Source organism: Moorena sp. SIO3I6 (assembly GCF_010672095.1).
The window spans coordinates 1-23840 of sequence record NZ_JAAHHU010000051.1; the positions used below are offsets into that span (position 1 = coordinate 1).

Below are 23840 nucleotides of genomic sequence, written 5' to 3' on the forward strand. Positions count from 1 at the left end.
GACAAGTACGAAGTCGAGGGTGATGCCTGGGATGATGACCGCTCCCCAGAGCCTTACAAAGCACCGCGAGTCAACATTCCTGAGAAAAAGAAAGCTCCAGAATACGAAGAAGAGGCTGGTTACTAATTCATGATCACTGTTGAGGGTTGTTTGTTGAGGGTTGTTTGTTGAGGGTTGTTTGTTGAGGGTTAGGGAACAGATATAGCCTTGATCATAGTTATGAGGTACAGTCAATTTTCCCAACCCCTACTCCCTACTCCCTACTCCCTACTCCCTACTCCCTACTCCCTACTCCCTACTCCCTACTCCCTACTCCCTACTCCCTACTCCCTACTCCCTACTCCCTACTCCCTACTCCCTACTCATTTCTTGGTTAACACAAACACACTCCCCTGATTCCCCCGTCCAATGCGCAGGTCATCGTCAAGATAGGTGATCTCTAACCAACCCTGTTGGTTGTCCCTATTGATGGGAAAGTCAATAGCTGGGAACTTTTTGCCAGCTTCGATTTGCTCAATGAAATCATTGGCAGAGCTATAGCTCAGGAAGCTTTGTAGGCCAATGATAGACCTCTCGAACCTAACATTAACCCGGCATTGAGATACTGGCTCGAAACTAGCACAAACACTGACAACACCTTCGAGATAGGGAATACCAGATAATTCAGCTATGTTGTAAATTTTAGTATCTGAGGTACGAACACATTGGTAGATTTGACCCAGTTGTACCAAGGGAAATCCGTCAAGATTCAAAAGTTCTTGACTCGTAGTATATAGCAGACGCCAGTTACCATCTAGCAAGTCTTGCGCCTCAAGGGGTCGAGGGGTGGGGTTTCTCCCTTCCAGTTGGGTAACTGCTGCGAGTATTGCTGTTTTATCGGTTTTGCTTGCTAAGAGACCACGATTCTTTCCTGCGATCGCTTCTAAGAGTTCCGCCTTGCCAATCATAAAATTTCCTCTAGCTGACTGCTAGACTCAAAGTTAAAGGTTTTCACCTCGTCCATATTAGCTGAAGAAGCCTATGTACAATCCTGCTCTACGTGAACTACATCGTGATCAACTCGCTGAGGTCATTCCCCTTAAGCAAGAAACTTCCCTTTTAGATTGGTTAGAGTCTAATAATCGCCTGATCCCACGGGAGATTTTAGAGGAAGAAAATCCCCTAGGTGATGACGTAGAAATCTCTGAACTGATGGGGGTAGAGGACAATAACTACGAGGAGGAGGAAGAAAGTTTGAATTAACACTAACTAGTTTGACCAAATAGTCTAGTTTTACCAAATAGTTTTAGCCGAATTGGAACCGAATGGCAATCAGAAATGATTCACAATGTAACCGTTGCTGAATCATTTCTGAAATTATTTTTCATAAACTAAATTATAGCAAAAAACAACAAGGTTTTGAGCAACTAATTAATTCATTAGCCATGAATTTACTGAGCCGATGTTCACTATTCTTGGTCACTCTACCAAAACTTCCCGAAATGTGAGAGCCCTGTGTCTTTAGACCGGGTCAGAAGTTACCGCAAGAATAAGGCAGCCTTTATGGTTGGTCGGTTATGGGTAAAAGGTTAAAACTTTATGATTAAGGCTGCCTTATTCTAAGGTTTCGTCTCCGGGGTGAAACAGAGCGACTGGATTTATCCAGTCGTATCCCGAAAACGTGGAACTTTTATGATCTAAATAGGTCATAATATATATAAGGAGGTGATAGCTTGCGATGTACAAAACGATTCCTGTAAAAGCAACATTTACTGACGAAGAAAAAGCTTTCTGGCTGTTTCAGTGTGAAAACGCTAACAGTCTGTGGAATTGTGCGATCTATTACTCCAAACAAAAACATTATAGTTGGCTAGAACAACAACCAGAAGCTTTTACTACTTACTGGAAAGAAGACGTACTTCGCTACGGATGGAAAACCTATAAGTGTAGTGTAAAGTATGCCGAACTATGCAAAGAGCTGAAGAACAATCCCCATTACAAGGCGATGGCCGCCCAATCAGCACAGCAGACCCTTAAATCTGTGGCTGAATCAATCACAAGTTACAATCAGCTAGTTCCACTTTATTACAAGGGACAAGTAGACAGGCCAAAGCTTCTTAGGTATAGAAATAAAGGAGGACTGGCTGCTGTTACTTTTCCGCGACAAGCCCTCACCTATAGAAAAGGATTATTTTATCCGTCTATAAGCAAGGAAAGTAAGCCAGAATTATTAGGTGAAATTGTACTAGAAGCCCCAGAATTCATAGACCCAGACTGGGTTAAAGAGGTAACAATTCGCCCTTACTATGGGCAACTATGGATTGATTGGGTAATAGATGATGGGAAACAACCAGTAGAACAAGATCCGAACCTAGACTATTCCCAGGCATGGAGTTTCGATCACGGTGGCGATAACTGGTTGACTGGAGTTTCGACCCAAGGAAAGAGTCTGATAATTGATGGTCGTAAGCTCAAGTCAATGAACCAAGGATATGCCCGTCTTGTTGCGAAGTACAAAGCTGGAAAACCTGAGTTTTACTGGGATGCCAACCTTGATAGAGTTCAGAGGAAGCGTAATAATCAGATGCGCGATGCTGTCAATAAAGCGGCCAGATTTATCATCAACCGTTGTCTTAGCGATCGTATCGGAAATCTTATTATTGGTTGGAATGAGGGGCAGAAAAATCGAACAAACATGGGGCGACGAGGAAATCAAAAGTTTGTGGTCATCCCCACCAAGAGATTAATAGAAAGACTAAAACAACTCTGTCGAGAATATGGAATAAAACTAACAATTACTGAGGAAGCGTACACCAGTAAAGCGTCTTACCTTGACGACGACAGCCTCCCAAAACATGGTGAAAAACCCACAGGATGGACACCGTCGGGCAAAAGGATGAAACGTGGATTGTATAAGTCTTCCAACGGTCACCTGGTTAACGCAGACTGCAACGGTGCAGCCAATATTGCCAGGAAAGTAACTGTACAGTTAGGACTCGACCTAACCAAGGCAGGTAGGGGAGCATTGACACTCCCGCACCGGTATGATCTGTTCACATCTCTGTCTAGATCGTACAGGAAAAGGAGTGAAGTCGCACGGTTTCAACCTGCGACGTAACATCCTTTGAGAATCCCCCGTGCTTTAGCTGGGGGAGATGTCAATTCAATGGCATCTATCCTTTCATTGATGTCTCTAGTGGTCCAAGCCTACTGCTGAGTTCGATTCCACCTGGGGAAAAGGGTTTCTCAGTCCCGAACAATTTCTCAAAATTGTCTACACTGACCTGAATTCCAAAAGTAATAAGTTTTGAGTCATGCTGTATGAGTAATTCACCCTTAGATCGCTATCATGAGTCGGGGAGACTACTGGTTAGAACGTAATGAGAACTACTTAGCCAAGGCACTGGATTGGCTGCGTCTGCGTTTACAACAGCTGGCTGGAAAAGAAGTCATAGATACAGACATAGAGCAGGCTTATGGTGCAATGGAAACCGTTGCAGCCATAGAGCCATACCCGGCCTTGGTGTATTTAAGTCAGCGGTTTGGACTATCCCCTTTTGAACAAGGGGTGTTGCTGTTGTGTGCGGGGATGGAACTGGATACCCGCATTGCTGGTTTATGTGCTTTGGCTCAAAACGATGGACAACGTCCCTATCCCACCTTTGCTTTAGCGCTTTCCCTGTTTGACCAACCCGCTTGGCATGTAGTTTCACCGGAACGTCCCCTGCGTTATTGGCGATTGATTGAAATTAACCAGGTAGGATATCAACCTTTAATTACTAGTGCTATACGAGCTGATGAGCGAATTGTCAATTACCTCAAAGGCTTAAATTACTTAGATGACCGACTGGGAACCTTAGTAATGAGGGTGGAACCCCCCACAGGTAACCTACCTCCTTCTCAGGAAACTATTGTTAAAAAAATTATCAACAACCTCAAACAAGCAAGCTCTGCACCCCATTTACCCATCATTCAGTTGTTGGGTACAGATAGTCCTAGTAAGGAGCTAATTGCTGGTCATACTGCTGCCGCTCTTGGTTTGCAACTGTATCGCTTACCATCGGGGTTACTACCGACCCCAGCCGCAGAATTGGAAACTTTCTTGCGATTGTGGGAGAGGGAAAGTATTTTGATGCCAGTGGTGCTTTACCTCGATGCCCAGGAACAAGAAAAATCCGCAACTACTGGTTCCGCTTCACCACTCCACCGATTTTTATCACGGTACCACAGTTTGTTGTTCCTCGATACCCACGAAGCGCGATCGCATTTAAGTAGAGCCAGTGTTACCCTTGATATTACCAAACCCACCGCCCCAGAACAACAAGCAGCTTGGAGCAACTGTCTTGGTGATGCTGGCTTAACAGAAAGTCCCTCCCTTTTAGCCAGTCAGTTTAATCTTAACCTATCAACTATTGAGCAGAATGCCCGGTTAGCACTGGATGAAAAGGTAACAGATAGGGTCGAATTCCATACTCGTCTTTGGCATGCTTGTTTACTTAGCACTCGTCCGCAATTGGATAACTTGGCGACTCGCATCGATGCCAAAGCCACTTGGGATGATCTAGTTTTACCAAAAGAAGAAATGGGCTTGCTCCATCAAATTGCTGACCAAGTTAACCAACGTCGTAAAGTCTATGAAAATTGGGGATTTCAACGACGGATGAATCGGGGAATGGGTATCAGTGCCTTGTTTGCTGGGGAAAGTGGGACCGGAAAGACGATGGCAGCGGAAGTGATTGCTAATAATTTACAACTAAATCTTTACCGCATTGACCTGTCAGCAGTGGTAAGTAAATATATCGGCGAAACAGAGAAAAATCTGCGACGTTTATTTGATGCTGCAGAAGATGGTGGGGCAATTTTATTTTTCGATGAAGCAGATGCTCTATTTGGTAAACGTAGTGAAGTAAAAGACAGTCATGACCGCTATGCTAATATAGAGATTAATTATCTATTACAGCGGATAGAATCTTATCGGGGATTAGCAATTTTGGCAACCAATATGAAGAGTGCTCTAGATCAAGCATTTCTACGGCGACTGCGGTTTATCATTGAGTTTCCCTTCCCTGGTAGGTTGCAACGTAAGCTGATGTGGCAGAAAGTTTTTCCAGAGGAAACACCTTTAGAAGAATTAGATTATAACCGTTTGGGGCGATTTAATCTTACCGGTGGTAGTATTAATAATATTGCTCTCAATGCAGCTTTTTTAGCAGCCCAGGCAGGTACCCCCGTAACCATGGAATTGGTATTGGCAGCCACACGGACGGAGTTTCGCAAGTTAAACATACCAATTTATCCAGAGGATTTTAGGTTATAGGCCGCAAGTGTTGAATCGGGAATCGGGAATCGGGAATCGGGAATCGGGAATCGGGAATCGGAACCCACCCCTAACCCCTCCCAGGAGGGGAAAGGGAATCGGGAATCGGGAATCGGGAATCGGGAATCGTTCCTGTAGGGTTGGCAGTTTCTGTAGGGTGGGCAGTGCATGAGTGCGATCGCTCCCACTCCGCCGCCTTTCGGTTGAAGCAGGGTCAAGCAGTTATCTCAGATACTGCTCAAGTGCCTCTGTCACTAGGTGGTTCAAGTTTATCCCTCGTTCAATAGCTGCGTATGCAGCACGTCGATGAAGGTCGGTTCCAGGTCTGATGTTAAAGCTTCCCTTGAAAGGCTTTTCCGGTTCTATCCCTTTGAGTTTACAAAGCTCTAGGTAGTCATCCACTGCTTCGTAAAAACTGGCCCGAAGAGATTTAACATCCTGACCTTCATAACTGATCAGGCTACGAATATACTCTACTTTCCCGTAGAAAATCTCATCCTCATCATTATAATTGACCGAGCCAAGGTATTCCTTGTATTTCATAAAGTTATTCATAACAATCCTTCGTGCCTAAGAATATCGATCGTTTGCTCAATCTGATACATCTTGAGTGTGTTGTGAGGATGAGGCTTGTGCAGAGCGATCGCCACGCCATCAGAGTTAATGAATCGTCGCCTTGAACCGCCTGTTTTTCCAGCTTTGACCTCCTCAAAGCCGAGTCCGGACAAAAGCTTGGTCAATTCATCCCAAGTAAAACCCTTCGGCTTACTTAGAAAACGTTTTATCAGCTTTTCTTGTCGAGTCATCTTGACACCCCATCTAGTGATTAATTATAAAAGGCATTACCCGAACATGCAACTAAATTTAGTTACAGTTAACCGCCGCACTAGATTGGGAACATAATTGAACGTGAGATCAATCAGTCGGGCAAAGTCTTCAGGAATAGCAAATCGTTCCTGTAGGGTGGGCAGTGCTTGAAACAGATACATTTGCTGGCAAAGGGCGAAGGTAAGCACTGCCCACCGGAAGATTAATCACTAGAGTAAAATCTAATCCCAAAACCCCAAATCCCTTCCCCTTGACCGAGACAACTAGTGCGAAGTTTAATGTAACTAAGAGTATCAAACCGGAAAACATGGGTATAACAAATGCCCAATCTATGGACGGAGGACTGGTAAATGAAGCGTCAGGGATTAACTAAACATCAGCAACAGTCCCAGAGTGCATCCCATCCCAGTAGTGGTTGGTTACAGCGAGCGGCAGTGCGTTCGGTGCCAGAAAAACAGGTAAACTCCGACCTTGATAGGGCGTCTGGTTTGAATCGTAGCTTTGTAAATGTGCCTGTGGGTGGGAATGGATTACCGGTAGTGCAGCCGAAGTTAACCATTGGTGCAGTTGGGGATAAGTATGAGCAGCAAGCGGACAGGGTAGCCCGTCAGGTGGTGAGTCAGATTAATGCCCCTGGTGCTGGGGTTAGCAGTCAAGGAGAGACTGTTCAGTCGGGGGAAGGGAAAGAAATCCAGACAAAGCAAGAGAATCAGAGGCTACAGAGAGACGAAGAGACGGTAGTTGACTTGCAGTTGAAGCCTTTGGTGCTCCGTCGGAAAGCCATTGGAGGTGGCGCAGCATCACCTGAGTTGGAATCAGCCCTATCCCGTGCCCGGGGTGGTGGCCAACCATTGGATGCGGGTCTACAACGGTCGATGGGGCAAGCGATGGGGGCGGATTTTAGCCGAGTGAAAATCCACACAGACCGTCAGTCGGACACACTGAATCGCTCCCTCCAAGCCAGAGCATTTACCACGGGAAATCACATCTTTTTCAAGAGAGGGGAGTATAATCCATCACATAAAGGTGGACAGGAATTGATTGCCCATGAATTAACTCATGTAGTCCAACAAGGAGGCTCGACGGCGAGTATTAGCGAAGGGCAAACAATCCAGCGGACGGTGGTCACCCTACCGGTGCATGACGACGAAGTGAACGCAGGCCGACGTATCTATGGTCCAAATGACAACTATCATCAAGATGTGAATCTAGACTGGTGGGTGGATATAGAGACAGCGGACTATCCCCACATGTTAGGAACGGGCATAACGACGTACACACAGGACATAACAGCAAACAGAGGAAGAGACCTAGGAGCGGGGTATGCCGCCCACCAAGGCGATGGTAGTGCTCGTGTCTTTGGACCAGACCCGGATTTCGGTGCGAGTATCGGGTGGCACTATGGCAATAAAATGTTTACGTTCAGTGCGATCAGAGGCGGGATATTAGCGTTGAACAGAGCGCAGTTCCTGGGGAATCGAATGAGAGAGACATCTCCGCAGCATATATCATCCCATGATCCAAACCAGCAATTACAGGGGGCGCACGCTCATGTCTACAATGCTAATCAGGCTCAATTGGAACGGTACTTAAGGCAAGTAATCAACCGTTGCGCGCAAGACCGCGCATGTATTCCACCACATATGGCGGCAAATAAAGCCCAGGAGATAAGAAATTATTTCGGAGTATAGCAAGTCAACAACAGGGCGTACGCTGATCTTGTCGGGTGCGTTAAGTGCGATCGCTCTTGGAACTACTGTCAGTGCGATCGCCTGATCTGGTAGGGTGGGCAAATGGGCATCAGAGCTGATCAAATTATCAAATTATCAAAATTTGCCCACCCTACCCCTACTGGCACTCGGTACATTCATCCCAAAAATTTACCCAATTATGAGCGTACAAACCAATGTAAAAACTGGACGGTGCGCGCACCGCTATGTCTTCGCTCTTTTCCCTTGGCTTATTTCACAGGACCGATGTACTTTTGTATTCCTTAATCTAGATTAACTTTTTTTGTTGCTAATATCTGCTGCTTCATTAAACGTATAATTATCCCAAACATTTGTCCCATCAGCTCCAGGTTTTTGAAAGACATAGGGGCGGTTAGGCATCGATTTAAAATAGTCTTTATCAAACCACCAATAACCTTTTTGTTTAGGTTGTTGAATTTGGATAGAACCAGTATTTTCATCAACTACAATTAAGTGTCCACTGAGTCCATAAATTACTTTTCCGGGAAAAATATTACGACGAGAAACTGTATGATATGGCGGTTTCATAATCCCACGATAAAATTGATCCCGTTCCTGAGGGGGAATACCTGCCATTGCGTCTTTTAATGCTCTTTCTGTGGAATCTGTTCGATATAACTCAGCTAATTTCATCGGATCAGTTTCCGCTTCATGATGATTCCTTTTTTGATTTTCTAAGACAATATCCCAAGGCACAAATATGGTTTCTATTTCACAAATATGGTTTTGTAATTGTTTGATAATTTCTGCTTCATTATTGACAGGGGTATCATTGAGCAGCTTTAACATTATCAAAAAAATTCGCTCTCCTTTATTAAGGTTTTCACTGTTGTTAATTTTATCAAAAATTTTCTGTATTCTTTCTTTGCTAGCCGAAGTAATATTTTTTTGTAACCCATCCCAATCAACATTACTATCCAAGGAAAGATAACGTTCTTCCAGCATAGTTGCTGTTTTCATCCAAATATCATATCGGGGATCGACAAACTTATTTAAATTCATTAGCTTAAGAAAACTCTAGTAAATGTAACAGGGAGTAGGGATTAGGGAGTAGGGAGTAGGGAACAAAAATTATCACAATTCATTTAGTATCCCTATTTTATTTTGGTTTTCGTCAAAAATATGCAGGATGATACCTAAATGATGCCAAATCCAAATCATTAGGGATAGTGCTCTATAGTTTAAAGGTGCAATAGTTCGAGCGTCAAGCCAGAAAAGGCTCCATAATTATCATAGTTAACGCTAAGTTGTTGCAGTTGGGAATCTGTCACTAGCCAATTTGCCGCAATGGTAAAGGAAGTGCCAATACTGACTTGAGTAGGACAACTCAGAGAAATACCATCAGGGAAAAAGAACATTTTGTTTCCTGCCAAGGGCCAGTTTAGTTGAGTTGCTATTGGGTCAGAAACCTTTAAATCTGGGGTCATGGTAACAGAAGTTCCTTGCCAGTTACCACTCAGATTTCTCTCAGGTAAGAGATTGATTTCCTTTGACCAATAGTTACTGGGGAAGTCTGCTGCATCTTCACGGATACTCACTATCCGCATCAAACTGCCATTAGTATCATAAAGAATTGGCACACTATGTCTTATATCTTCATGTTTGAAGAACAATTCAGCCGGTTGAAAGATCGAACCAGGTTCTAACTGTTTAGCTGACCATGTAGCTGCACCTTGTTCAAAGAAAAATGATCTCATTGACGGAAATGCTGGGTGAACCATTCCATCAGGTAACACCTTATCCTGTTTCTTAGACTGCCATTTTTTTTCTTCTATCCTACCGTCAGCGTATATATAACGATTAGTGTGATAAAGTTCTGTTTGTTCTGGATTGCTGCGGAAGCTTCTTAGACTTTGAAATGATTCTATTATCTCTCCTTCAGGAGAATACCTTGTCCAAATACCATGCCACTCCCGCAAATGGTTTTCCGTGAAGTTTTTCCAGTTTTGCTCTTTTAATTCCATATAATTAGTCACCGGATCATGAGTTTTTTTCGGATTGTGTGTTTTTGTGTTACAATTTTGTTATCCCTAATCCCGAAGTTTGCTATCTATCAGTAATCAAGCGATCGCTTTTTTTGATCCTGATCATGATTGTGCCCATTGTTGTTATTAAATCTAATTATAATCCAGTTTATGCGATCGCAAAAAAAATTGCAATAAATATTTGAAGATGTTATCTCATGAAATTCATTAGGTAAAAGTGAGAGAATTTCCTGGTTATAGTGACGGATTCCCCTTTTTAAAAGAGAGGAATTCACTAACCAATCCGTGATTATAAGAGATTCTCTATCATAGGCAGCCGTTTCTGGGAGACTAACAGTCACTCCATTCGAGAAGCTGACTATAATATTTTCCTGGGCTAATTCATCTATAGGCTTCCACTGACAATCACTGGTAGTTGCGATAATTAAGTCTGGGGTTATAGTGGAAATCATACTCCCCTTCCAATTGTCAGAAGAAGTATAGTCTATCTCTTTAGGCTCTCCTCGAAAGAAGTCTAGTGTCTCCCAGATAGAGGTAACATGATGTAATGAGCCATCTTCGAGATACTTACAGCCGCCACTCACTCCTAACCTTTCGTGCTTGAGGCATGTCTCAAAATAATATAACTGGCCCCGCTCAATCTTAGGTGTGTATCCCCAAGTCCAGCTATAGTCTAAGAAGGGAGTTGTTAGCTTCCCTTTTTTGTAAGGACCAAATGTTCTAGACTCACTCCTACCATCTTCATATCGATAGCGATGCAGCGCCGCCAAAGGGGGTTTCCACGGGGCAAACAGCGGTGCGGACGCAGGTTCCGCACACAGACCCATGCGCCATGAGCGACTGCATCAAGACAGTGATTTTTTTGAACTACTGCTTCGCGATCAGGATAGACTACATAGCTCCTGACTCCATGAAAGCGATGCAGCGCCGCCAAAGGGGGTTTCCACGGGGCAAACAGCGGTGCGGACGCAGGTTCCGCACACAGACCCATGCGCCATGAGCGACTGCATCAAGACAACGTTCTACTAACTCCCCATTCCCTGCCAGCCGAGTCCATATGCCATTCCAATCACCAATAGCCTGAATTTCTAAGAATTTTTCCCAGTTCTGAGTTAAGAAATCACTCATCTAGAACCTCCTGTGTTCCATTGCCAAAAACCTGAGGATTGCATCCACAAGCATAAGCAAGAGTTCCACCCAGCGCAAATCCGTTGCGCACTCCACTCTGTTTCACCAAAATGCTCCAAGACCGATTCCGGTAATAATCCTCGTGCCCCTTGGGCGATAAACTGCTTTGCGGTTTCAAATTTAGGCAGGGAGCACGGAGCAGGGAGTCGGAAAGCGCACGCCCTGGGAGTCGGGAATCGGGCAGAAGTAGTTTTCGATTCTTGTTTATGCAAGCCTTTTGCCTGACAAGTGCCCAGAAGTATATGTTTATCGTAATTCCTGCTCTGTGTCTTGATGAAGTTGTTTAACAAAAATGGTATAGAGATATCAGTTATTTTGGGTAACGTTTATTACTCAATTCAACACTTGTGGTCTAAGCTCTTTGGAATGCTAAATAATGCTAAATATTTAAACAATCTTCAGAGGCTAGCATTCCCAAAGGCGGGATAAAGAGATCAGAATGGAGTTGAACGTCATAAGGGAGGCCATGGTCTTCATTATCTGGCAAGATTGCAGTACGATTTACCAGACTTAAACGGGTATTAACAGTATGGTAATCTTCTGGGGTGAATTTATATAGCGGTTTGCCATATTTAATCAGAAACCAAGCCATCAGACTCAATTGACGGTACATCGTCGCATCATAGCAACGCCCACTTTGCCCCAGACTCCCCCCGTCTCTTTTTGTTTGTGGGTTAACTACTTGGGCAACTTTATAGTTACCTTGCTGGGAAAGGGCAACCCAATCTGCCGCAAAAAGCTGCCACACCGTTTCCATCCCATAAGCGATCGCAAAAGGAATATGCTCGACTAGCATATCCCATCTCAACATTGTTTCACCAGTTAGAGACCAGACGAGCCGATCAAAATGTTTAGCATAGTGGCAACCAAGTTCGTTTTCATGTCGCCAGGGATCGCGCATCACAAAAAGATAGTGATTATCCCTGAGTGTATTGTTTTGTGCCGTGAGCAGAAATAGACGCTCTTGATCTGGAAAAATAGCTTGGGCATATCCCAAATAGTGAAGTGGTCGATATTGGGTAGCGTTGATATCAACATCAAGAACAAATAGATCTTTGAGTGTCTGCCATTGCTGAACATATTTCAAGTAAGCAAAAGCTATCGCAAAGGCTCTTCCTTTGCCTTTATGTTTGGCAAGATCGACTGCAAAGCGCGAGTGAATGCGCTCTAGGTTAAATAAATCAAGCATAGCTGCTTCGTTGAGAATCACGCAGCCTTTTTCCTTCAGCCCCAAGTGATCCACGACAGCTTGCGCTCGCGGTGAATGTATCACGACAATTCTCTCTAATGCAATCCCCCAGTTTAGGCAATAGTTCAAAGTTTCGGGAAAAGTATCCTGTTCCCGCTTAGAGCCAAGAGGTAAGAGCAAACCTACGGTTGGCGAACGAAAATAGTCCTCTAGCATTTTATGCTTAACCGTAATATCCGCAAGAGTGGGTGTGAAAAAACCACCTAGACAGTCCTGTCGTTTGACAGCAATCACGTTGGGAAAATCATGAACTGTTCTCCTTTGATTAATGTTTTGTGACATACTTGCTTTTTTTGACATAATTTTCATACTTCGAATGGTATTATACAGTGTTAAAGCCCGAAAAAAAATTTTTTTGACATAATTTTACATCAACCCTTTACTAGTCTTTTATCACCTAGTTTTACAAACTGTAACTCAATCCCTTAAGCTACAAATAATTTAACCACCAAGACTTATGCTGACTTTTGAAATTAGCAAACCAATGACATATACAATCAAAAATTATAATTAGCCAGATCAGAATCAATGGCTTAAGAAATGGATACCAAATCCTTAGTTATGGGTTGGGGTTTTGTGTTAGGAGTAGAATCATAGAAAGTCATGGTTTTCCAGTTTTTCAGGTGTGCCATAGCATCTTAATAAGCTCAACTATAGCATTTCCCAATAAATCATAAAACCCAATGCTGATTTATAAGAACAGGAAAAAATTATCGGTTCTCTTTCCTAGTTTTATCTATTGTCTATTCCCTATTGCCTATTCCCTATTGCCTAAAATCCACAACTTATCTACCTCACCTGACTGGGAAATAAGCAGAATTGTTACCCTTACTGGGGGTGAAGTCTGGAGTGTACAGTAATTGGGAAAATTGAAGAATCATACCACCTTAGTAGGGATACTTGATCAGCTTGGGGACAGTTGGTTCAGCTGGCGACGGTTGTTGATGAGCTGACGGCTGATCACTGATAGCTGAATGCTTACCTAACTCCTGCCCCTCCACCTATTTGACTTACTCGATAAATGCTATTGTATGCAGCTCCAAAAACTGTCATTGCTCTCAACTTACTAGACAATAAGCTTTGTATGATCAAAATTAAATTCATTAATATTATCGCACTTAAAGGTTGAATAACATGCAAGAACGATTTAGCAACCAAAGCCATAGTACAGGTTGGGTCATTCAGTCTTGGGCGTCTTTTGTTATTTCGGTTTTTGCTATGGCTATTGGCATTGCCAATTTGCCAGCAGATAACTGGATCAAAGGCTACTTAGGTATCGGTTTACTTTTCTCTATTGGCTCTAGCATCAACATCGCTAAAACTACACGAGATATCCATGAATCGAAAAAACTAACCTCGAAAGTTGAAGAAGCTAGAGTTGAAAAACTACTGACTGACCACAACTCTCTGGGCTAATATCAAGTTTATCAGCTATCAGTTATCAGTTATCAGTTATCAGCTATCAGCTATCAGCTATCAGCTATCAGCGCATAGAGGTCTATTAATAATCGTAGGGTGGGCAGTGCAACGTGGTTTGCAAGCTTAATTATCTGTCTTCTGCTGCACTGCCCACCCTACATGAACCTGACCACTGACGGCTGACCGCTGACCGCTGACCGCTTAGGCGATGACCTTAAAATCAGAAATCGTCTCAATCCATACCCGTGCTCCACAGTGTAGGGGATCATCTGGGCGATACATCACCCGACAAGGGCCATTGACTTCGACAGTATGACCGTAAATGTTTTTAGAGCCTCGTTTGACGGTAATCACCGGATTGCGTTCGCCGGTGTTGTGATTTTGGCGAATCACTTTCTGATTAACGTGGATGACCGCCTTCGTGTAATTTGTACGCTTTGACCAATTCCGCTTCGGTCCGCGAGTGCCAGGCGTGACCACTGGCATGCCATCAAATAAAGGAATCACCCAAGTTCTACCGACCTTATAAGCTCCTTTGACTCTGCCCTTGCTCAAAAGGAAACGGACGCGAGTGGCAGAGATACCTAGTAATTTAGCGGCTTGTGCGGTAGAAATCATCATGGCGGCAAAACCATTGCTTTAACGATATTGTTATATTAACACGATTTTTTAGAAAATGCAAGGGGTGGGTGAGAAGTATCGAAAGCATCATGAGTGTTATAAGGGTTATGAGGGTGGTCAGCCAGAAAAACTATTGCATTAACGTCAGGGGTTGTAAGGGCAATGAGGGTTATGAGGGTGGTCGGATAGAAAAACTATTGCATTAACACCAGGGGTGATATGAGTGGTTAGCGTGGGAAGTTAGAAAAACTATTGCATTATCACTATGGGTGCTGTGGGTGATGTGAGTGCATGTCATTAAAGCTGCTTGACCCAGTGGTGCGTTACTGCCCGATTCCCGATTCCCTACTCCCTACTCCCTACTCCCTGTTCCCGATTCCCTGTTCCCTCAACAAAAAAAATTCGGTCAAGTTCTGGTTAATTCCAATGCTTGACCGAATTATTTTTTGTAATAGTCAAGAGCCCTAGGATCCTTGACTATGTGTTCACCAAATCAACAACATACTAACTTAGGTCTTAGACTTAAGACGTCGTACTTTCTCCTGAGTTTTGACCTGTCGCCAGCGATGCAGCGCGGTCTTGGGGGTTTCCCCCATGAGCGACTGCATCAAGACAGGGATTGGCATCCCTGGCAACTTGCTATCTTAATCTACCAACAGATGTCGAATCAATATACTGATCACCTCACTAGGATTTCCGGTAGGTTGAGGAGTGCTCCACTCATGAACTTGGGCGTAGCCACGGCCATAAAGATTATAGATTGTGACCCGCACAGTTTTGGGAGAACCGATCAATATATGTTTGATTTGCTCCCGTCCTGGCTGGGGTTGGCCAAATAATTCAGGGAGATTAGGATTGTTGGGATTATACTCAAAATTTGGGAGAAAGTTTTCGATGTCCATAATGTTTTTTGCTGTTGTATTAGCGACATTTTTATGTTAATAAATAATTATTTATTTTGTCAAGTATTTTTTATTTTTTTTAATCCGAGGGTATTAATTAAAAAAATTAGATTATTTATTATTTTTTGAGCTTAAGTTTGTACTAAGTGCGTTTTTTTAAGGGTATATTTTTTAGCGATCGCGTTTTTTCCGGATGATAAATTAGGGGTGAGGTATTATAATTGAGGAGTGCGATCACATAATCGCTTAATCGCGTAGCAGCTTAGAGCATCGCTACTATGACAAATTTTTTGGTCGGGTATATTTCAAAGCGATCGCGTAGGGGATATTTCCTGATCCTCGTATTTTTATCGGAATTAAAAATTAAAGGAAGTGCTTTACCCCAGTAGCTCATAGCTACTATTGCTTCCTCTAACATTTATCAAAATCATGTAACAAAATATATAGCTTTTAGAGAATTATCAATTCCCTGAAGCCAGAACTACAATTAAAATAATTGAATAAAATAATTAGATATCGATGTTTAAACTATTATTGTCACTTTTGGCTAGTTTGGAAATCCCAAAAATCGTGTCATCTTTCTTAGGTGGTTTAGCGGAAGAAAGAGGTAAAATGATACATCAAAACCTGACTAAACCCAAGATAAAAGAAGCTATCAAAGCGGGAAAAGACGCAGTTAATGAATGGGAAAAACAACTCGATATTCAAGATCGCTTATTTTTTCAAGCTCCCCCGTATGGCTGGAATGGATCTAATAATTTTTTGTTATACTATTTTAGTAATTCGGATGTTTTGGAAGAATTAAATAAACCGTTTATAAATCAAGGTCAGCCTGAGCTGGATATTTTAATCACAGCATTTCAACACCAAGCTAAAACCAAGAAAATTAAACTAAATCAAAAGCGTATTAAGCCTTGGCTTGAAAATTTTATTAATGCTTATGTTCAGCAGACTCCTATTTATACTAAGTATTATGCAGCTAAAAAGGATTATTGTCAACAGTTAGCCAAGTATTTTGATGATGTTAAATTTGCTGGTATTGCTGTGGCTGGTCAAGAAGTAGAAAAATATGATAAATTAGCCCATATTTTTGTAATGCCAGATGTGGTGGAAGACGTGTCAAATCCTAGGGATTTGGCATTGGATCGGTTAGCAGAGGCAAGTGGTGAAAAACCAGAAAGGGCGCTGTTGGAAAAGACAACTCCTAGGAAATTTTTGGCTGATCAATTGTTGAGTCAAAATCAGTCAAGACGAGTAGTGATATTAGGTGCGCCAGGCTCTGGTAAAACCACGTTGATGAGTTATTTTGCCGTAATGTTAGCTCAGAGCAAAGCTGAGGTTTTGGGATTAGATGGTGATACGGACTGGCTACCGATTTTAATTAGGATACGAGACTTGGTGAGACATCCAGATAAAAGCCTGATCGACTATGCCTGGATGTTTGCTGAAAAAACCATGGCCGTCAACACCATACCAGTGGGATTTTTTGACCATTGGTTGTCTGATGGTAGGGCGTTGATATTGCTGGATGGTTTGGATGAAGTAACAGAAGACGCTAAACGGAATGATGTGGTCAGGCGCATCAATAATTTTTTAGGACAGTTTAACAGAAATCGGGCGATTATTACCTCTCGCCCCGCTGGTTATCGACGGGACTTTTTCCGCACTAAGGACTTTCCCCACTATCAAATTGAACCCTTTGATGACCATAAGATTTCGGCTTTTATTGAGAACTGGTATAATAGTCGGTTTAAAGACCAAGCAGAAGCCGAAAGGCGCAAGCAAAGTTTACGAAAGGCGCTGAATGATAATGACCGGATTACCTTGTTGGCACGGAATCCGTTATTGTTGACAATTATTGCGTTAATTCATCGGTATCAAGCAGTATTGCCCAAGGAGCGCCATAAGCTTTATGACAAGGCAGTGGAAACCTTGTTAACCTCTTGGGATGCTAATAAAGAGTTAAGTAGAGATAAATGGTTGACCTATTTGGGTTTGGATGATTTACGCCGGTTGATGGAATCTTTGGGTTATTGCATTCATACCCAGGGAAATGTTGAAGATAACGACAGTGGTACTTTAATTGACAAAGATGATTTGATTGATCAGTTGAAGCAGCAGATTAAAACCATGAAGGAGGTGAAGCTTCATCAGGCCGAGCAAGAGGCAAAACGATTTGTAGAATTGATTCGGGAGCGCACCGGTTTGTTGAATGAGCAAGGGCAAGATTGTTATGGGTTTGTCCATAAAACCTTTCAGGAATATTTGTGTGCTCAAGAGATTGACTATCAGGCGGATAATGATAGAGATTCTAAGATTGTTTTAGCTCCGATTCGGGAGCATTTGCATGACTACCACTGGCGCGAGGTGTTACTATTGCTAATAGCACAACAAAAACCCAAAAATGCGGCGATGGCAATTCGGGCAGTTTTGAATAATAATAGTGACTATGAGCAGTGGTTGCACCGGGATTTGTTGTTAGCTGGTAAGTGTTTGGCGGAAGATCCAAATAATTTGCGTGGTGCTGATCCTGAGTTAGTGCAAAAGATTTTAGAGCGGTTAGTTAAGTTGGAGGTGAGTAGTGATGATCGGGTTGGTAATAATATTCGCAAGCAGGTTTATCAAATAATTTGCAGTTTGTCTGAAACGGATTTTCAAGCACAGGTATTGGAATTGTTGAAACAGCGATTGACCGTAGGTCACGCTACGCGAACGGATTTAATTGGTGAGTGGCGATTGCTAAAGTATCGAGCTGAGTTAGGGGAAAAAGATCAGGTAATTGAAATATGCCTAGAACGACTAAAGGATAATGACTCTGATGTGCGTAGTAGTGCAGTCAATGCCTTGGGTGAATTGGGCAACAGCTCAGACACCGTAGTCAACGGCCTCCTAGCACTGCTTCAGGATAATGACTCTTTTGTGCGTTGGAGGGCAGCTGATGCCTTGGTTAAATTGGGCAAGGGCTCAGAAACCGTAGTCAACGGCCTCCTAGCACTGCTTCAGGATAATGACTCTTTTGTGCGTTGGAGGGCAGCTGATGCCTTGGTTAAATTGGGCAAGGGCTCAGAAACCGTAGTCAACGGCCTCCTAGCACTGCTTCAGGATAATGACTCTAATGTGCGTAGGGAGGCAGCTGATGCCTTGGTTAAATTGGGCAACAGCTCAGACACCGTAGTCAACCGCCTACTAGCACTGCTTGAGGATAATCACTCTTTTGTGCGTAGTAGGGCAGCTGATGCCTTGGTTGAATTGGGCAAGGGCTCAGAAACCGTAGTCAACGGCTTCCTAGCACTGCTTAAGGATGATCGCTCTGATGTGCGTAGTAGTGCAGCTGATGTCTTGGGTAAATTGGGCAACAGCTCAGACACCGTAGTCAACGGCCTCCTAGCACTGCTTAAGGATGATCGCTCTAATGTGCGTAGTAGGGCAGCTGATGCCTTGGGTAAATTGGGCAACAGCTCAGACACCGTAGTCAACCACCTCCTAGCACTGCTTAAGGATGATCGCTCTAATGTGCGTAGTAGGGCAGCTGATGCCTTGGGTAAATTGGGCAACAGCTCAGACACCGTAGTCAACGGCCTCCTAGCACTGCTTAAGGATGATCGCTCTAATGTGCGTAGTAGGGCAGCTGATGCCTTGGGTAAATTGGGCAACAGCTCAGACACCGTAGTCAACGGCCTCCTAGCACTGCTTAAGGATGATCGCTCTAATGTGCGTAGTAGGGCAGCTGATGCCTTGGGTAAATTGGGCAACAGCTCAGACACCGTAGTCAACGGCCTCCTAGCACTGCTTAAGCATAATCACTCTAATGTGCGTAGTAGTGCAGCTGATGCCTTGGTTGAATTGGGCAAGGGCTCAGAAACCGTAGTCAACGGCCTACTAGCACTGCTTAAGGATCATCGCTCTGATGTGCGTAGTAGTGCAGCTGATGTCTTGGGTAAATTGGGCAACAGCTCAGACACCGTAGTCAAGCCTCTACTAGAACTACTAAAGGATAATAACTCTAATGTGCGTAGGGAGGCAGCTAATGTCTTGGGTAAATTGGGCAACAGCTCAGACACCGTAGTCAAGCCTCTACTAGAACTACTAAAGCATAATCACTCTAATGTGCGTAGGGAGGCAGCTAATGTCTTGGGTAAATTGGGCAACAGCTCAGACACCGTAGTCAACGCTCTACTAGAACTACTAAAGGATAATAACTCTAATGTGCGTAGGGAGGCAGCTAATGTCTTGGGTAAATTGGGCAACAGCTCAGACACCGTAGTGAAGCCTCTACTAGAACTACTAAAGGATAATAACTCTAATGTGCGTAGGGAGGCAGCTAATGTCTTGGGTAAATTGGGCAACAGCTCAGACACCGTAGTGAAGCCTCTACTAGAACTACTAAAGGATAATAACTCTAATGTGCGTAGGGAGGCAGCTGATGCCTTGGATAAATTGGGCAACAGCTCAGACACCGTAGTCAACGCTCTACTAGCAATGCTTGGGAATTCCGAGTCTAATGTGCATCACAGGGCAGTCATAGCCTTGGTTAAATTGGGCAAAACATCCAATCATATTCTTCCTACTGTGATTGAATGGATTCAACAACACCATCATTCCGACTATGTGGGCAGAGGTATTGATGTGCTGTGGGATTTGGTCGTAGGCGAAGAATAGGGAATAGGGAGTAGGGAGTAGGGAGTAGTAGGAAAGAGATCTAAAGCATTTTTGATTTTCTTATAAATTAAGATATGGTTATGCTACATTAAAAAAATTTGCAGTTTTACAGTATCGTTGTTGTTGGATGCGATCGCATTGCTAATCATCCTACTCATGGAATTAGTTTTGAAGGACGCGATCGCATTTCCCAATTCCCGATTCCCGATTCCCAATTCCCGATTCCCGATTCCCGATTCCCTACTCCCTACTCCCTACTCCCTACTCCCTACTCCCTAACATCCAACCATTGCGATAACACGACATAAAACCCCCAACGGCTCTAAGCCATCGAGGATTAATTAATATTAGCGATTGACCTTTGGTCACGCTACGCGATCGCATTCAGCCTAGGTACGTTTTTTCCTACGCTTCCTTGCCAGCTTCCTCTCCTTAATTTTGGCAGCCACAACACTTGGTTCAATAGGCAATCCTGCTCTAGGAATTACCTGATATTGTCGCTCGTCTTCTAGATTTTTAAGCTTAGTGTAATCAACCCAGTGGATACAATCTACTGGACAAGTGTCTATCGCTTCTTGTATCACCTCTTCTGGGTCGCCATCTTGCCGAAAAACCCGGGATCTACCGTGGTCGGCTTCCATGTAAAACGTATTTCGAGCGACGTGGGCGCAGTGTTTACAGCCAATGCAGGTAATTTCATCAACGTAAACACCTTTTTGTCGCAGAATACCCCCTAGCTCTGGCTCAAAACCAGACCGCTCTGGAGCATCTCGAAAGACACCCCCTAACTCTGGTTCTAAACCCGAACGCTCTGGCGTCGGTGAGAACTCAGACATTACGCGCTCCAGCGTTGTACCACGAGACGAATTGAACCATCTTTATTATCTTGTTGCTCAGCAACCTCAAAGCCTTGCTTAGCAGTTTCCTTAATTACTGTGTTGTAAGCGTAACGCTGGGTTACCCGTTGTAGGAAACCATCTACAGACCAAGGCTGTTGCCAATACTGAAAATCAGCAACTAGTTCGTAAGCGTTACCATTCCAACTAAAACCGATGTCGTAGTCATTCTCTTGCTCAATCACTACTTCAGCAGTGCGAGTTTGGCCTTGATAACCGCGCACAGGGCTAGGACCAGATTGCCAATCAATCCCTAAGTCATTTAAAGCAGTTTCTAGGGATGAACGGTTACGGATTTGGGTTTTGATAGTGCTGAAATGAGACATGTTTGGTAATTAAACTAATTTACTAACTGGAACACAAATTTACCAATGGCTAACCGTAGCTTGAGTTGTCGCTGTTGCCGACAGTTCAAGCTTTTGGTCGAAGTAATCTGATGTTTTCTCAACAGATACGACTCGTCCTAGCTGAGCTTCAATAGCAGCTGTTACCTCTGCGCAAGATGCTCCGATGATCCCAGTGACTTTTTCCTGGACTCGACCATCTGGATAAATTACAAACTCTAATGTTTCCATAGTCGCCTTAGTGCTCCGTTTATGCCTATTTAGAGGTTGTGGCACCGGTTGTTGCACCAGTCCAGGAGTATCTAATCCCGGATTGATATCACTGATCACTGACCAGTGCTATAGCTGGTCATTAATCAAATGATAATAATTTAGATCATGGCGCAAACAACATTAACATAAGTTTATAGTAAATCGAGTGTCTACTTTAATATTTTGTAAGTTTCTCGTAACTTTAGGGAATAGTCAAGGGGTGGTGTAACCCAAAAATGGTTTATTAACAAGTAAGCTATCAGCTATCAGCTATCAGCTATCAGCTATCAGCTCTCAGCTTTCAGCTTTCAGTTTTCAGCTAAAGGCTGACGGCTGACGGCTGACGGCTGACTACTGACGGCTGACGGCTGACGGCTGACGGCTGAGATTAACAAAATATAGAGAATTGAGGGTACTGGGCAAAGTATGAAGTATGAAGTATGAATTATTAAAGTTGGGCGAAACAGTCTATAAGTTATGAGTGAAAAGCAAGTCAGAGGTATAAATAACCCCAAAACCTCTAATCCCAATGGATTAGAGCGAATCAGAGTAGGGGTTTTAGGCTTTGGGGGATTAGGTCAAGCCGCTACCAGAGTTTTAGCTCCTAAGGGAGAAATGCTTTGGGTAGCAGCAGCTGACCGCAAAGGTTATGTTTATGACCCAGCTGGGTTAAATCCTGACCGTTGTATCCAGACCTACCAATCCCAAGGTTCATTGGGTTATGTAGAACCAGGTGGCACTTTAAGTAGCAACAGTATCGAAGACTTAATCCAAAACGCGACAGTAGATGGATATTTCCTAGCACTGCCAAATTTACCCAATACCTTTATGGCATCGGTGGTTCAGCAATTTATTCAATCCGGTTGGCAGGGAGTGTTAGTAGATGCTCTCAAGCGCACTAGTGCTGTAGAGCAACTGTTGCAACTCCAAGATGAATTGCAAGCCGCTGGAATTACCTATATGACTGGCTGCGGTGCTACACCAGGACTATTGACCGCTGCTGCTGCGATCGCATCTCAAAGCTATGCCGAGATTCACAGTGTCAACATTACCTTTGGGGTAGGGATTGCTAACTGGGAAGCCTATCGAGCCACCATTCGAGAAGATATTGCTCACCTTCCCGGTTATGATGTAGAACGAGCCAAAGCCATGAGTGATGCTGAAGTCGAAGCGTTATTAGATCAAACCCAAGGCATCATCAGCCTAGAGAATATGGAACATGCTGATGATGTGATGCTGGAACTAGCAGGGATTTGCTCACGCGATCGCGTTTCTGTTGGTGGTGTCGTGGATACCCGCAATCCTAAAAAACCCCTCAGTACCAATGTCCAAATCACAGGTCGCACCTTTGAGGGTAAGATTTCCACTCACACCTTTACCCTTGGTGATGAAACCAGCATGGCGGCTAATGTCTGTGGTCCCGCCTTTGGCTATCTAAAAGCTGGAGTTTCCCTACATCACAAAGGGATTTATGGTCTATTGACTGCTGCTGAAGTCATGCCGCAGTTTGTGAAATAGTCGGGAGTAGGGAGTAGGGAGTAGGGAGTAGGGAGTAGGGAATCGGGAATCGGGAATCGGGAATCGGGAATCGTGCGTAGGGTGCGTTAGGGGCGGAAAGCCCATGATTTTCCGCCTCAACGCCCGGGTTGGGATAGTCCGCCCCGTAACGCACCACCTTTGGGCGAGCCCTCTTCTGTTTATAGCTGAGAAAAACGCTATACTAAAATAATTTCCTGATAATTACCCTTAATCAAAATCTCCCCACACTCCCTATCTCCCACACTCCCTATCTCCCCATCTCCCTATCTCCCCATCTCCCTATCTCCCCATTTCCCCATTTCCCCATCTCCCCATCTCCCCATCTCCTCACCCTTTTCAACTAAGCTGGATTTTTCATCCTGTTCCAGACTAATGGTATCGGTCGTTTGTACCACAAATGGTAAACTAGCCCCTAGTAAGCCTCGCTGAATCCGTTGGGGTGTCTCTGGGAAAACCACAAAGAGGGGATAGATACGGTTTACGCCATCACTGAGAATGTGTTGATAGCCAGGAGGCATTAGCCATTCATAGTCTTTGTCCAGTAAAACTTGGGTCTGACGCCAGCGACTGAGCAAGTCAGAAAAGTCTTCATGGGGACGATGGATGAATAGGAGAATCTCTATCTCCATCTTGACTTTCCATTCCGGATCACACATTACCATAGCTAGATCACAGGGCAAACCTACCGCTTCGGTAACAGTGCCATGGCTAACACTTTTATGCCCTAAGGAGGATGGCGAGTGACGAATTCTCACTACTGGCAAGGGAATGGTGATCACACTCTCGTAAGGTCGGCGCATACTAGGAATCATTTCCAGGTAAGGTCGATAGGATTTCAGGAGTGCGATCGCACCATCATGGTTACTATACTCTGCTAGCCAAGCTTCGTAATCAGATTTCTGAACAGGCAT

The 23840-nt window shown here is 43.8% G+C and carries 30 protein-coding genes and 1 pseudogene; 12 read left to right on the forward strand and 19 right to left on the reverse strand.

The genetic code is table 11. From position 1 onward, the window contains the following. Positions 1 to 126: pseudogene (locus F6K49_RS16455) on the forward strand (photosystem reaction center subunit H); the annotation flags it as partial. A gap of 93 nt (positions 127 to 219) precedes the next feature. Beyond that, positions 220 to 396, forward strand: coding sequence for a hypothetical protein (locus F6K49_RS16460; protein WP_293068720.1), 177 nt, complete (start codon positions 220 to 222; stop codon positions 394 to 396). Here F6K49_RS16460 and F6K49_RS16465 read toward each other — a convergent pair. After that, the gene (locus tag F6K49_RS16465) at positions 363 to 947 is read right to left on the reverse strand and encodes a PAP/fibrillin family protein (RefSeq protein ID WP_293025551.1); all 585 of its coding nucleotides are present in this window, start codon (positions 945 to 947) and stop codon (positions 363 to 365) included. The genes F6K49_RS16460 and F6K49_RS16465 overlap by 34 nt on opposite strands. 73 nt (positions 948 to 1020) lie before the next feature. On the opposite strand from F6K49_RS16465, the gene F6K49_RS16470 reads away from it, so the two are divergent. The 3 genes from F6K49_RS16470 (at position 1021) to F6K49_RS16480 (ending at position 5296) form a co-directional block, all read left to right on the forward strand. After that, complete coding sequence (locus F6K49_RS16470; protein WP_293025549.1) at positions 1021 to 1242, forward strand: DUF3134 domain-containing protein; 222 nt, start codon at positions 1021 to 1023, stop codon at positions 1240 to 1242. Positions 1243 to 1717: 475 nt separating this feature from the next. Beyond that, positions 1718 to 3097: a transposase gene (locus tag F6K49_RS16475; RefSeq protein WP_293068717.1), complete on the forward strand. Its 1380-nt coding sequence runs from the start codon at positions 1718 to 1720 to the stop codon at positions 3095 to 3097. Between the two features lie 231 nt (positions 3098 to 3328). Next, the gene (locus F6K49_RS16480) at positions 3329 to 5296 is read left to right on the forward strand and encodes an ATP-binding protein (protein WP_293068714.1); all 1968 of its coding nucleotides are present in this window, start codon (positions 3329 to 3331) and stop codon (positions 5294 to 5296) included. On the opposite strand, the gene F6K49_RS16485 is transcribed toward F6K49_RS16480, so the two are convergent. From F6K49_RS16485 to F6K49_RS16500, 4 genes are read right to left on the reverse strand one after another with little or no spacing between them, the layout of a single operon-like run. Beyond that, complete coding sequence (locus tag F6K49_RS16485; protein WP_293068711.1) at positions 5272 to 5514, reverse strand: hypothetical protein; 243 nt, start codon at positions 5512 to 5514, stop codon at positions 5272 to 5274. The two genes, F6K49_RS16480 and F6K49_RS16485, sit on opposite strands and share 25 nt — an antisense overlap. Positions 5515 to 5518: 4 nt before the next feature. Continuing rightward, positions 5519 to 5839 (reverse strand): type II toxin-antitoxin system HicB family antitoxin, encoded by a 321-nt coding sequence (locus F6K49_RS16490; RefSeq protein ID WP_293025544.1) that lies wholly within the window; start codon positions 5837 to 5839, stop codon positions 5519 to 5521. Positions 5840 to 5847: 8 nt separating this feature from the next. Next, positions 5848 to 6102, reverse strand: a complete 255-nt coding sequence (locus F6K49_RS16495) for a type II toxin-antitoxin system HicA family toxin (protein WP_293025542.1) — start codon at positions 6100 to 6102, stop codon at positions 5848 to 5850. 36 nt (positions 6103 to 6138) lie between these two features. Beyond that, positions 6139 to 6312: a hypothetical protein gene (locus F6K49_RS16500; protein WP_293025541.1), complete on the reverse strand. Its 174-nt coding sequence runs from the start codon at positions 6310 to 6312 to the stop codon at positions 6139 to 6141. 162 nt (positions 6313 to 6474) lie between these two features. Here F6K49_RS16500 and F6K49_RS16505 point away from each other — a divergent pair, with 162 nt between their 5' ends. After that, entirely contained in the window at positions 6475 to 7815 is a 1341-nt protein-coding gene (locus F6K49_RS16505) for a DUF4157 domain-containing protein (RefSeq protein ID WP_293098361.1), read from the forward strand. Between the two features lie 312 nt (positions 7816 to 8127). On the opposite strand, the gene F6K49_RS16510 is transcribed toward F6K49_RS16505, so the two are convergent. The 6 genes from F6K49_RS16510 to F6K49_RS16535 form a co-directional block, all read right to left on the reverse strand. Continuing rightward, positions 8128 to 8877, reverse strand: coding sequence for a hypothetical protein (locus F6K49_RS16510; RefSeq protein WP_293098364.1), 750 nt, complete (start codon positions 8875 to 8877; stop codon positions 8128 to 8130). A gap of 179 nt (positions 8878 to 9056) precedes the next feature. Next, the gene (locus F6K49_RS16515; RefSeq protein ID WP_293044337.1) at positions 9057 to 9851 is read right to left on the reverse strand and encodes a DUF3598 family protein; all 795 of its coding nucleotides are present in this window, start codon (positions 9849 to 9851) and stop codon (positions 9057 to 9059) included. A gap of 77 nt (positions 9852 to 9928) precedes the next feature. Next, positions 9929 to 10687 carry a DUF3598 family protein gene (locus F6K49_RS16520; protein WP_293098367.1) on the reverse strand — a complete coding sequence of 253 codons (759 nt, stop codon included), beginning with the start codon at positions 10685 to 10687 and terminating at the stop codon, positions 9929 to 9931. A gap of 64 nt (positions 10688 to 10751) precedes the next feature. Continuing rightward, entirely contained in the window at positions 10752 to 10988 is a 237-nt protein-coding gene (locus F6K49_RS16525; RefSeq protein WP_293098370.1) for a DUF3598 family protein, read from the reverse strand. Further along, positions 10985 to 11260: a hypothetical protein gene (locus F6K49_RS16530; RefSeq protein WP_293025529.1), complete on the reverse strand. Its 276-nt coding sequence runs from the start codon at positions 11258 to 11260 to the stop codon at positions 10985 to 10987. The genes F6K49_RS16525 and F6K49_RS16530 overlap by 4 nt, the downstream gene beginning before the upstream one ends. 167 nt (positions 11261 to 11427) lie before the next feature. Further along, the gene (locus F6K49_RS16535) at positions 11428 to 12606 is read right to left on the reverse strand and encodes a hypothetical protein (RefSeq protein ID WP_293098373.1); all 1179 of its coding nucleotides are present in this window, start codon (positions 12604 to 12606) and stop codon (positions 11428 to 11430) included. A gap of 374 nt (positions 12607 to 12980) precedes the next feature. Between F6K49_RS16535 and F6K49_RS16540 the strand changes: the two genes are divergently transcribed. Next, positions 12981 to 13157 (forward strand): hypothetical protein, encoded by a 177-nt coding sequence (locus F6K49_RS16540; RefSeq protein ID WP_293098375.1) that lies wholly within the window; start codon positions 12981 to 12983, stop codon positions 13155 to 13157. A 274-nt stretch (positions 13158 to 13431) separates the two neighbouring features. Further along, positions 13432 to 13713, forward strand: a complete 282-nt coding sequence (locus F6K49_RS16545) for a YiaA/YiaB family inner membrane protein (RefSeq protein WP_293025525.1) — start codon at positions 13432 to 13434, stop codon at positions 13711 to 13713. A 204-nt stretch (positions 13714 to 13917) separates the two neighbouring features. Here F6K49_RS16545 and F6K49_RS16550 read toward each other — a convergent pair whose 3' ends face one another. Continuing rightward, positions 13918 to 14337: a helix-turn-helix domain-containing protein gene (locus tag F6K49_RS16550; RefSeq protein WP_293098377.1), complete on the reverse strand. Its 420-nt coding sequence runs from the start codon at positions 14335 to 14337 to the stop codon at positions 13918 to 13920. 291 nt (positions 14338 to 14628) lie between these two features. On the opposite strand from F6K49_RS16550, the gene F6K49_RS16555 reads away from it, so the two are divergent. Further along, positions 14629 to 14805 carry a hypothetical protein gene (locus F6K49_RS16555; RefSeq protein ID WP_293068687.1) on the forward strand — a complete coding sequence of 59 codons (177 nt, stop codon included), beginning with the start codon at positions 14629 to 14631 and terminating at the stop codon, positions 14803 to 14805. Positions 14806 to 14981: 176 nt separating this feature from the next. Here F6K49_RS16555 and F6K49_RS16560 read toward each other — a convergent pair whose 3' ends face one another. Both F6K49_RS16560 and F6K49_RS16565 read right to left on the reverse strand, forming a co-directional pair. Next, on the reverse strand, positions 14982 to 15239 hold the full coding sequence (locus F6K49_RS16560) for a hypothetical protein (protein ID WP_293098380.1): 258 nt from the start codon (positions 15237 to 15239) through the stop codon (positions 14982 to 14984). Positions 15240 to 15501: 262 nt separating this feature from the next. Next, on the reverse strand, positions 15502 to 15633 hold the full coding sequence (locus F6K49_RS16565; protein WP_293038182.1) for a hypothetical protein: 132 nt from the start codon (positions 15631 to 15633) through the stop codon (positions 15502 to 15504). Between the two features lie 125 nt (positions 15634 to 15758). Between F6K49_RS16565 and F6K49_RS16570 the strand changes: the two genes are divergently transcribed. Then, positions 15759 to 19898, forward strand: a complete 4140-nt coding sequence (locus F6K49_RS16570; protein WP_293098383.1) for a HEAT repeat domain-containing protein — start codon at positions 15759 to 15761, stop codon at positions 19896 to 19898. A 98-nt stretch (positions 19899 to 19996) separates the two neighbouring features. Next, complete coding sequence (locus F6K49_RS16575) at positions 19997 to 20206, forward strand: hypothetical protein (RefSeq protein WP_293038188.1); 210 nt, start codon at positions 19997 to 19999, stop codon at positions 20204 to 20206. 81 nt (positions 20207 to 20287) lie between these two features. Here the strand turns inward: F6K49_RS16575 and F6K49_RS16580 are convergent, their stop codons facing one another. Genes F6K49_RS16580 through F6K49_RS16590 form a run of 3 tightly spaced genes read right to left on the reverse strand, consistent with a single transcriptional unit; the run spans position 20288 to position 21369 of the window. Then, positions 20288 to 20734, reverse strand: coding sequence for a ferredoxin (locus tag F6K49_RS16580; RefSeq protein ID WP_293098387.1), 447 nt, complete (start codon positions 20732 to 20734; stop codon positions 20288 to 20290). Then, positions 20734 to 21120, reverse strand: a complete 387-nt coding sequence (locus F6K49_RS16585) for a DUF1257 domain-containing protein (RefSeq protein WP_293098390.1) — start codon at positions 21118 to 21120, stop codon at positions 20734 to 20736. Before F6K49_RS16585 ends, F6K49_RS16580 begins: the two co-directional genes overlap by 1 nt. 39 nt (positions 21121 to 21159) lie before the next feature. Further along, positions 21160 to 21369: a DUF2997 domain-containing protein gene (locus tag F6K49_RS16590; protein WP_071108026.1), complete on the reverse strand. Its 210-nt coding sequence runs from the start codon at positions 21367 to 21369 to the stop codon at positions 21160 to 21162. Between the two features lie 498 nt (positions 21370 to 21867). Between F6K49_RS16590 and F6K49_RS16595 the strand changes: the two genes are divergently transcribed. Next, positions 21868 to 22908 (forward strand): saccharopine dehydrogenase-like oxidoreductase, encoded by a 1041-nt coding sequence (locus F6K49_RS16595; protein WP_293098393.1) that lies wholly within the window; start codon positions 21868 to 21870, stop codon positions 22906 to 22908. Here F6K49_RS16595 and F6K49_RS16600 read toward each other — a convergent pair. Together F6K49_RS16600 and F6K49_RS16605 are read right to left on the reverse strand one after the other, a co-directional pair. Then, on the reverse strand, positions 22886 to 23062 hold the full coding sequence (locus F6K49_RS16600; protein WP_293098396.1) for a hypothetical protein: 177 nt from the start codon (positions 23060 to 23062) through the stop codon (positions 22886 to 22888). The two genes, F6K49_RS16595 and F6K49_RS16600, sit on opposite strands and share 23 nt — an antisense overlap. A 130-nt stretch (positions 23063 to 23192) precedes the next feature. Continuing rightward, positions 23193 to 23840 carry a hypothetical protein gene (locus F6K49_RS16605; RefSeq protein ID WP_293038203.1) on the reverse strand — a complete coding sequence of 216 codons (648 nt, stop codon included), beginning with the start codon at positions 23838 to 23840 and terminating at the stop codon, positions 23193 to 23195.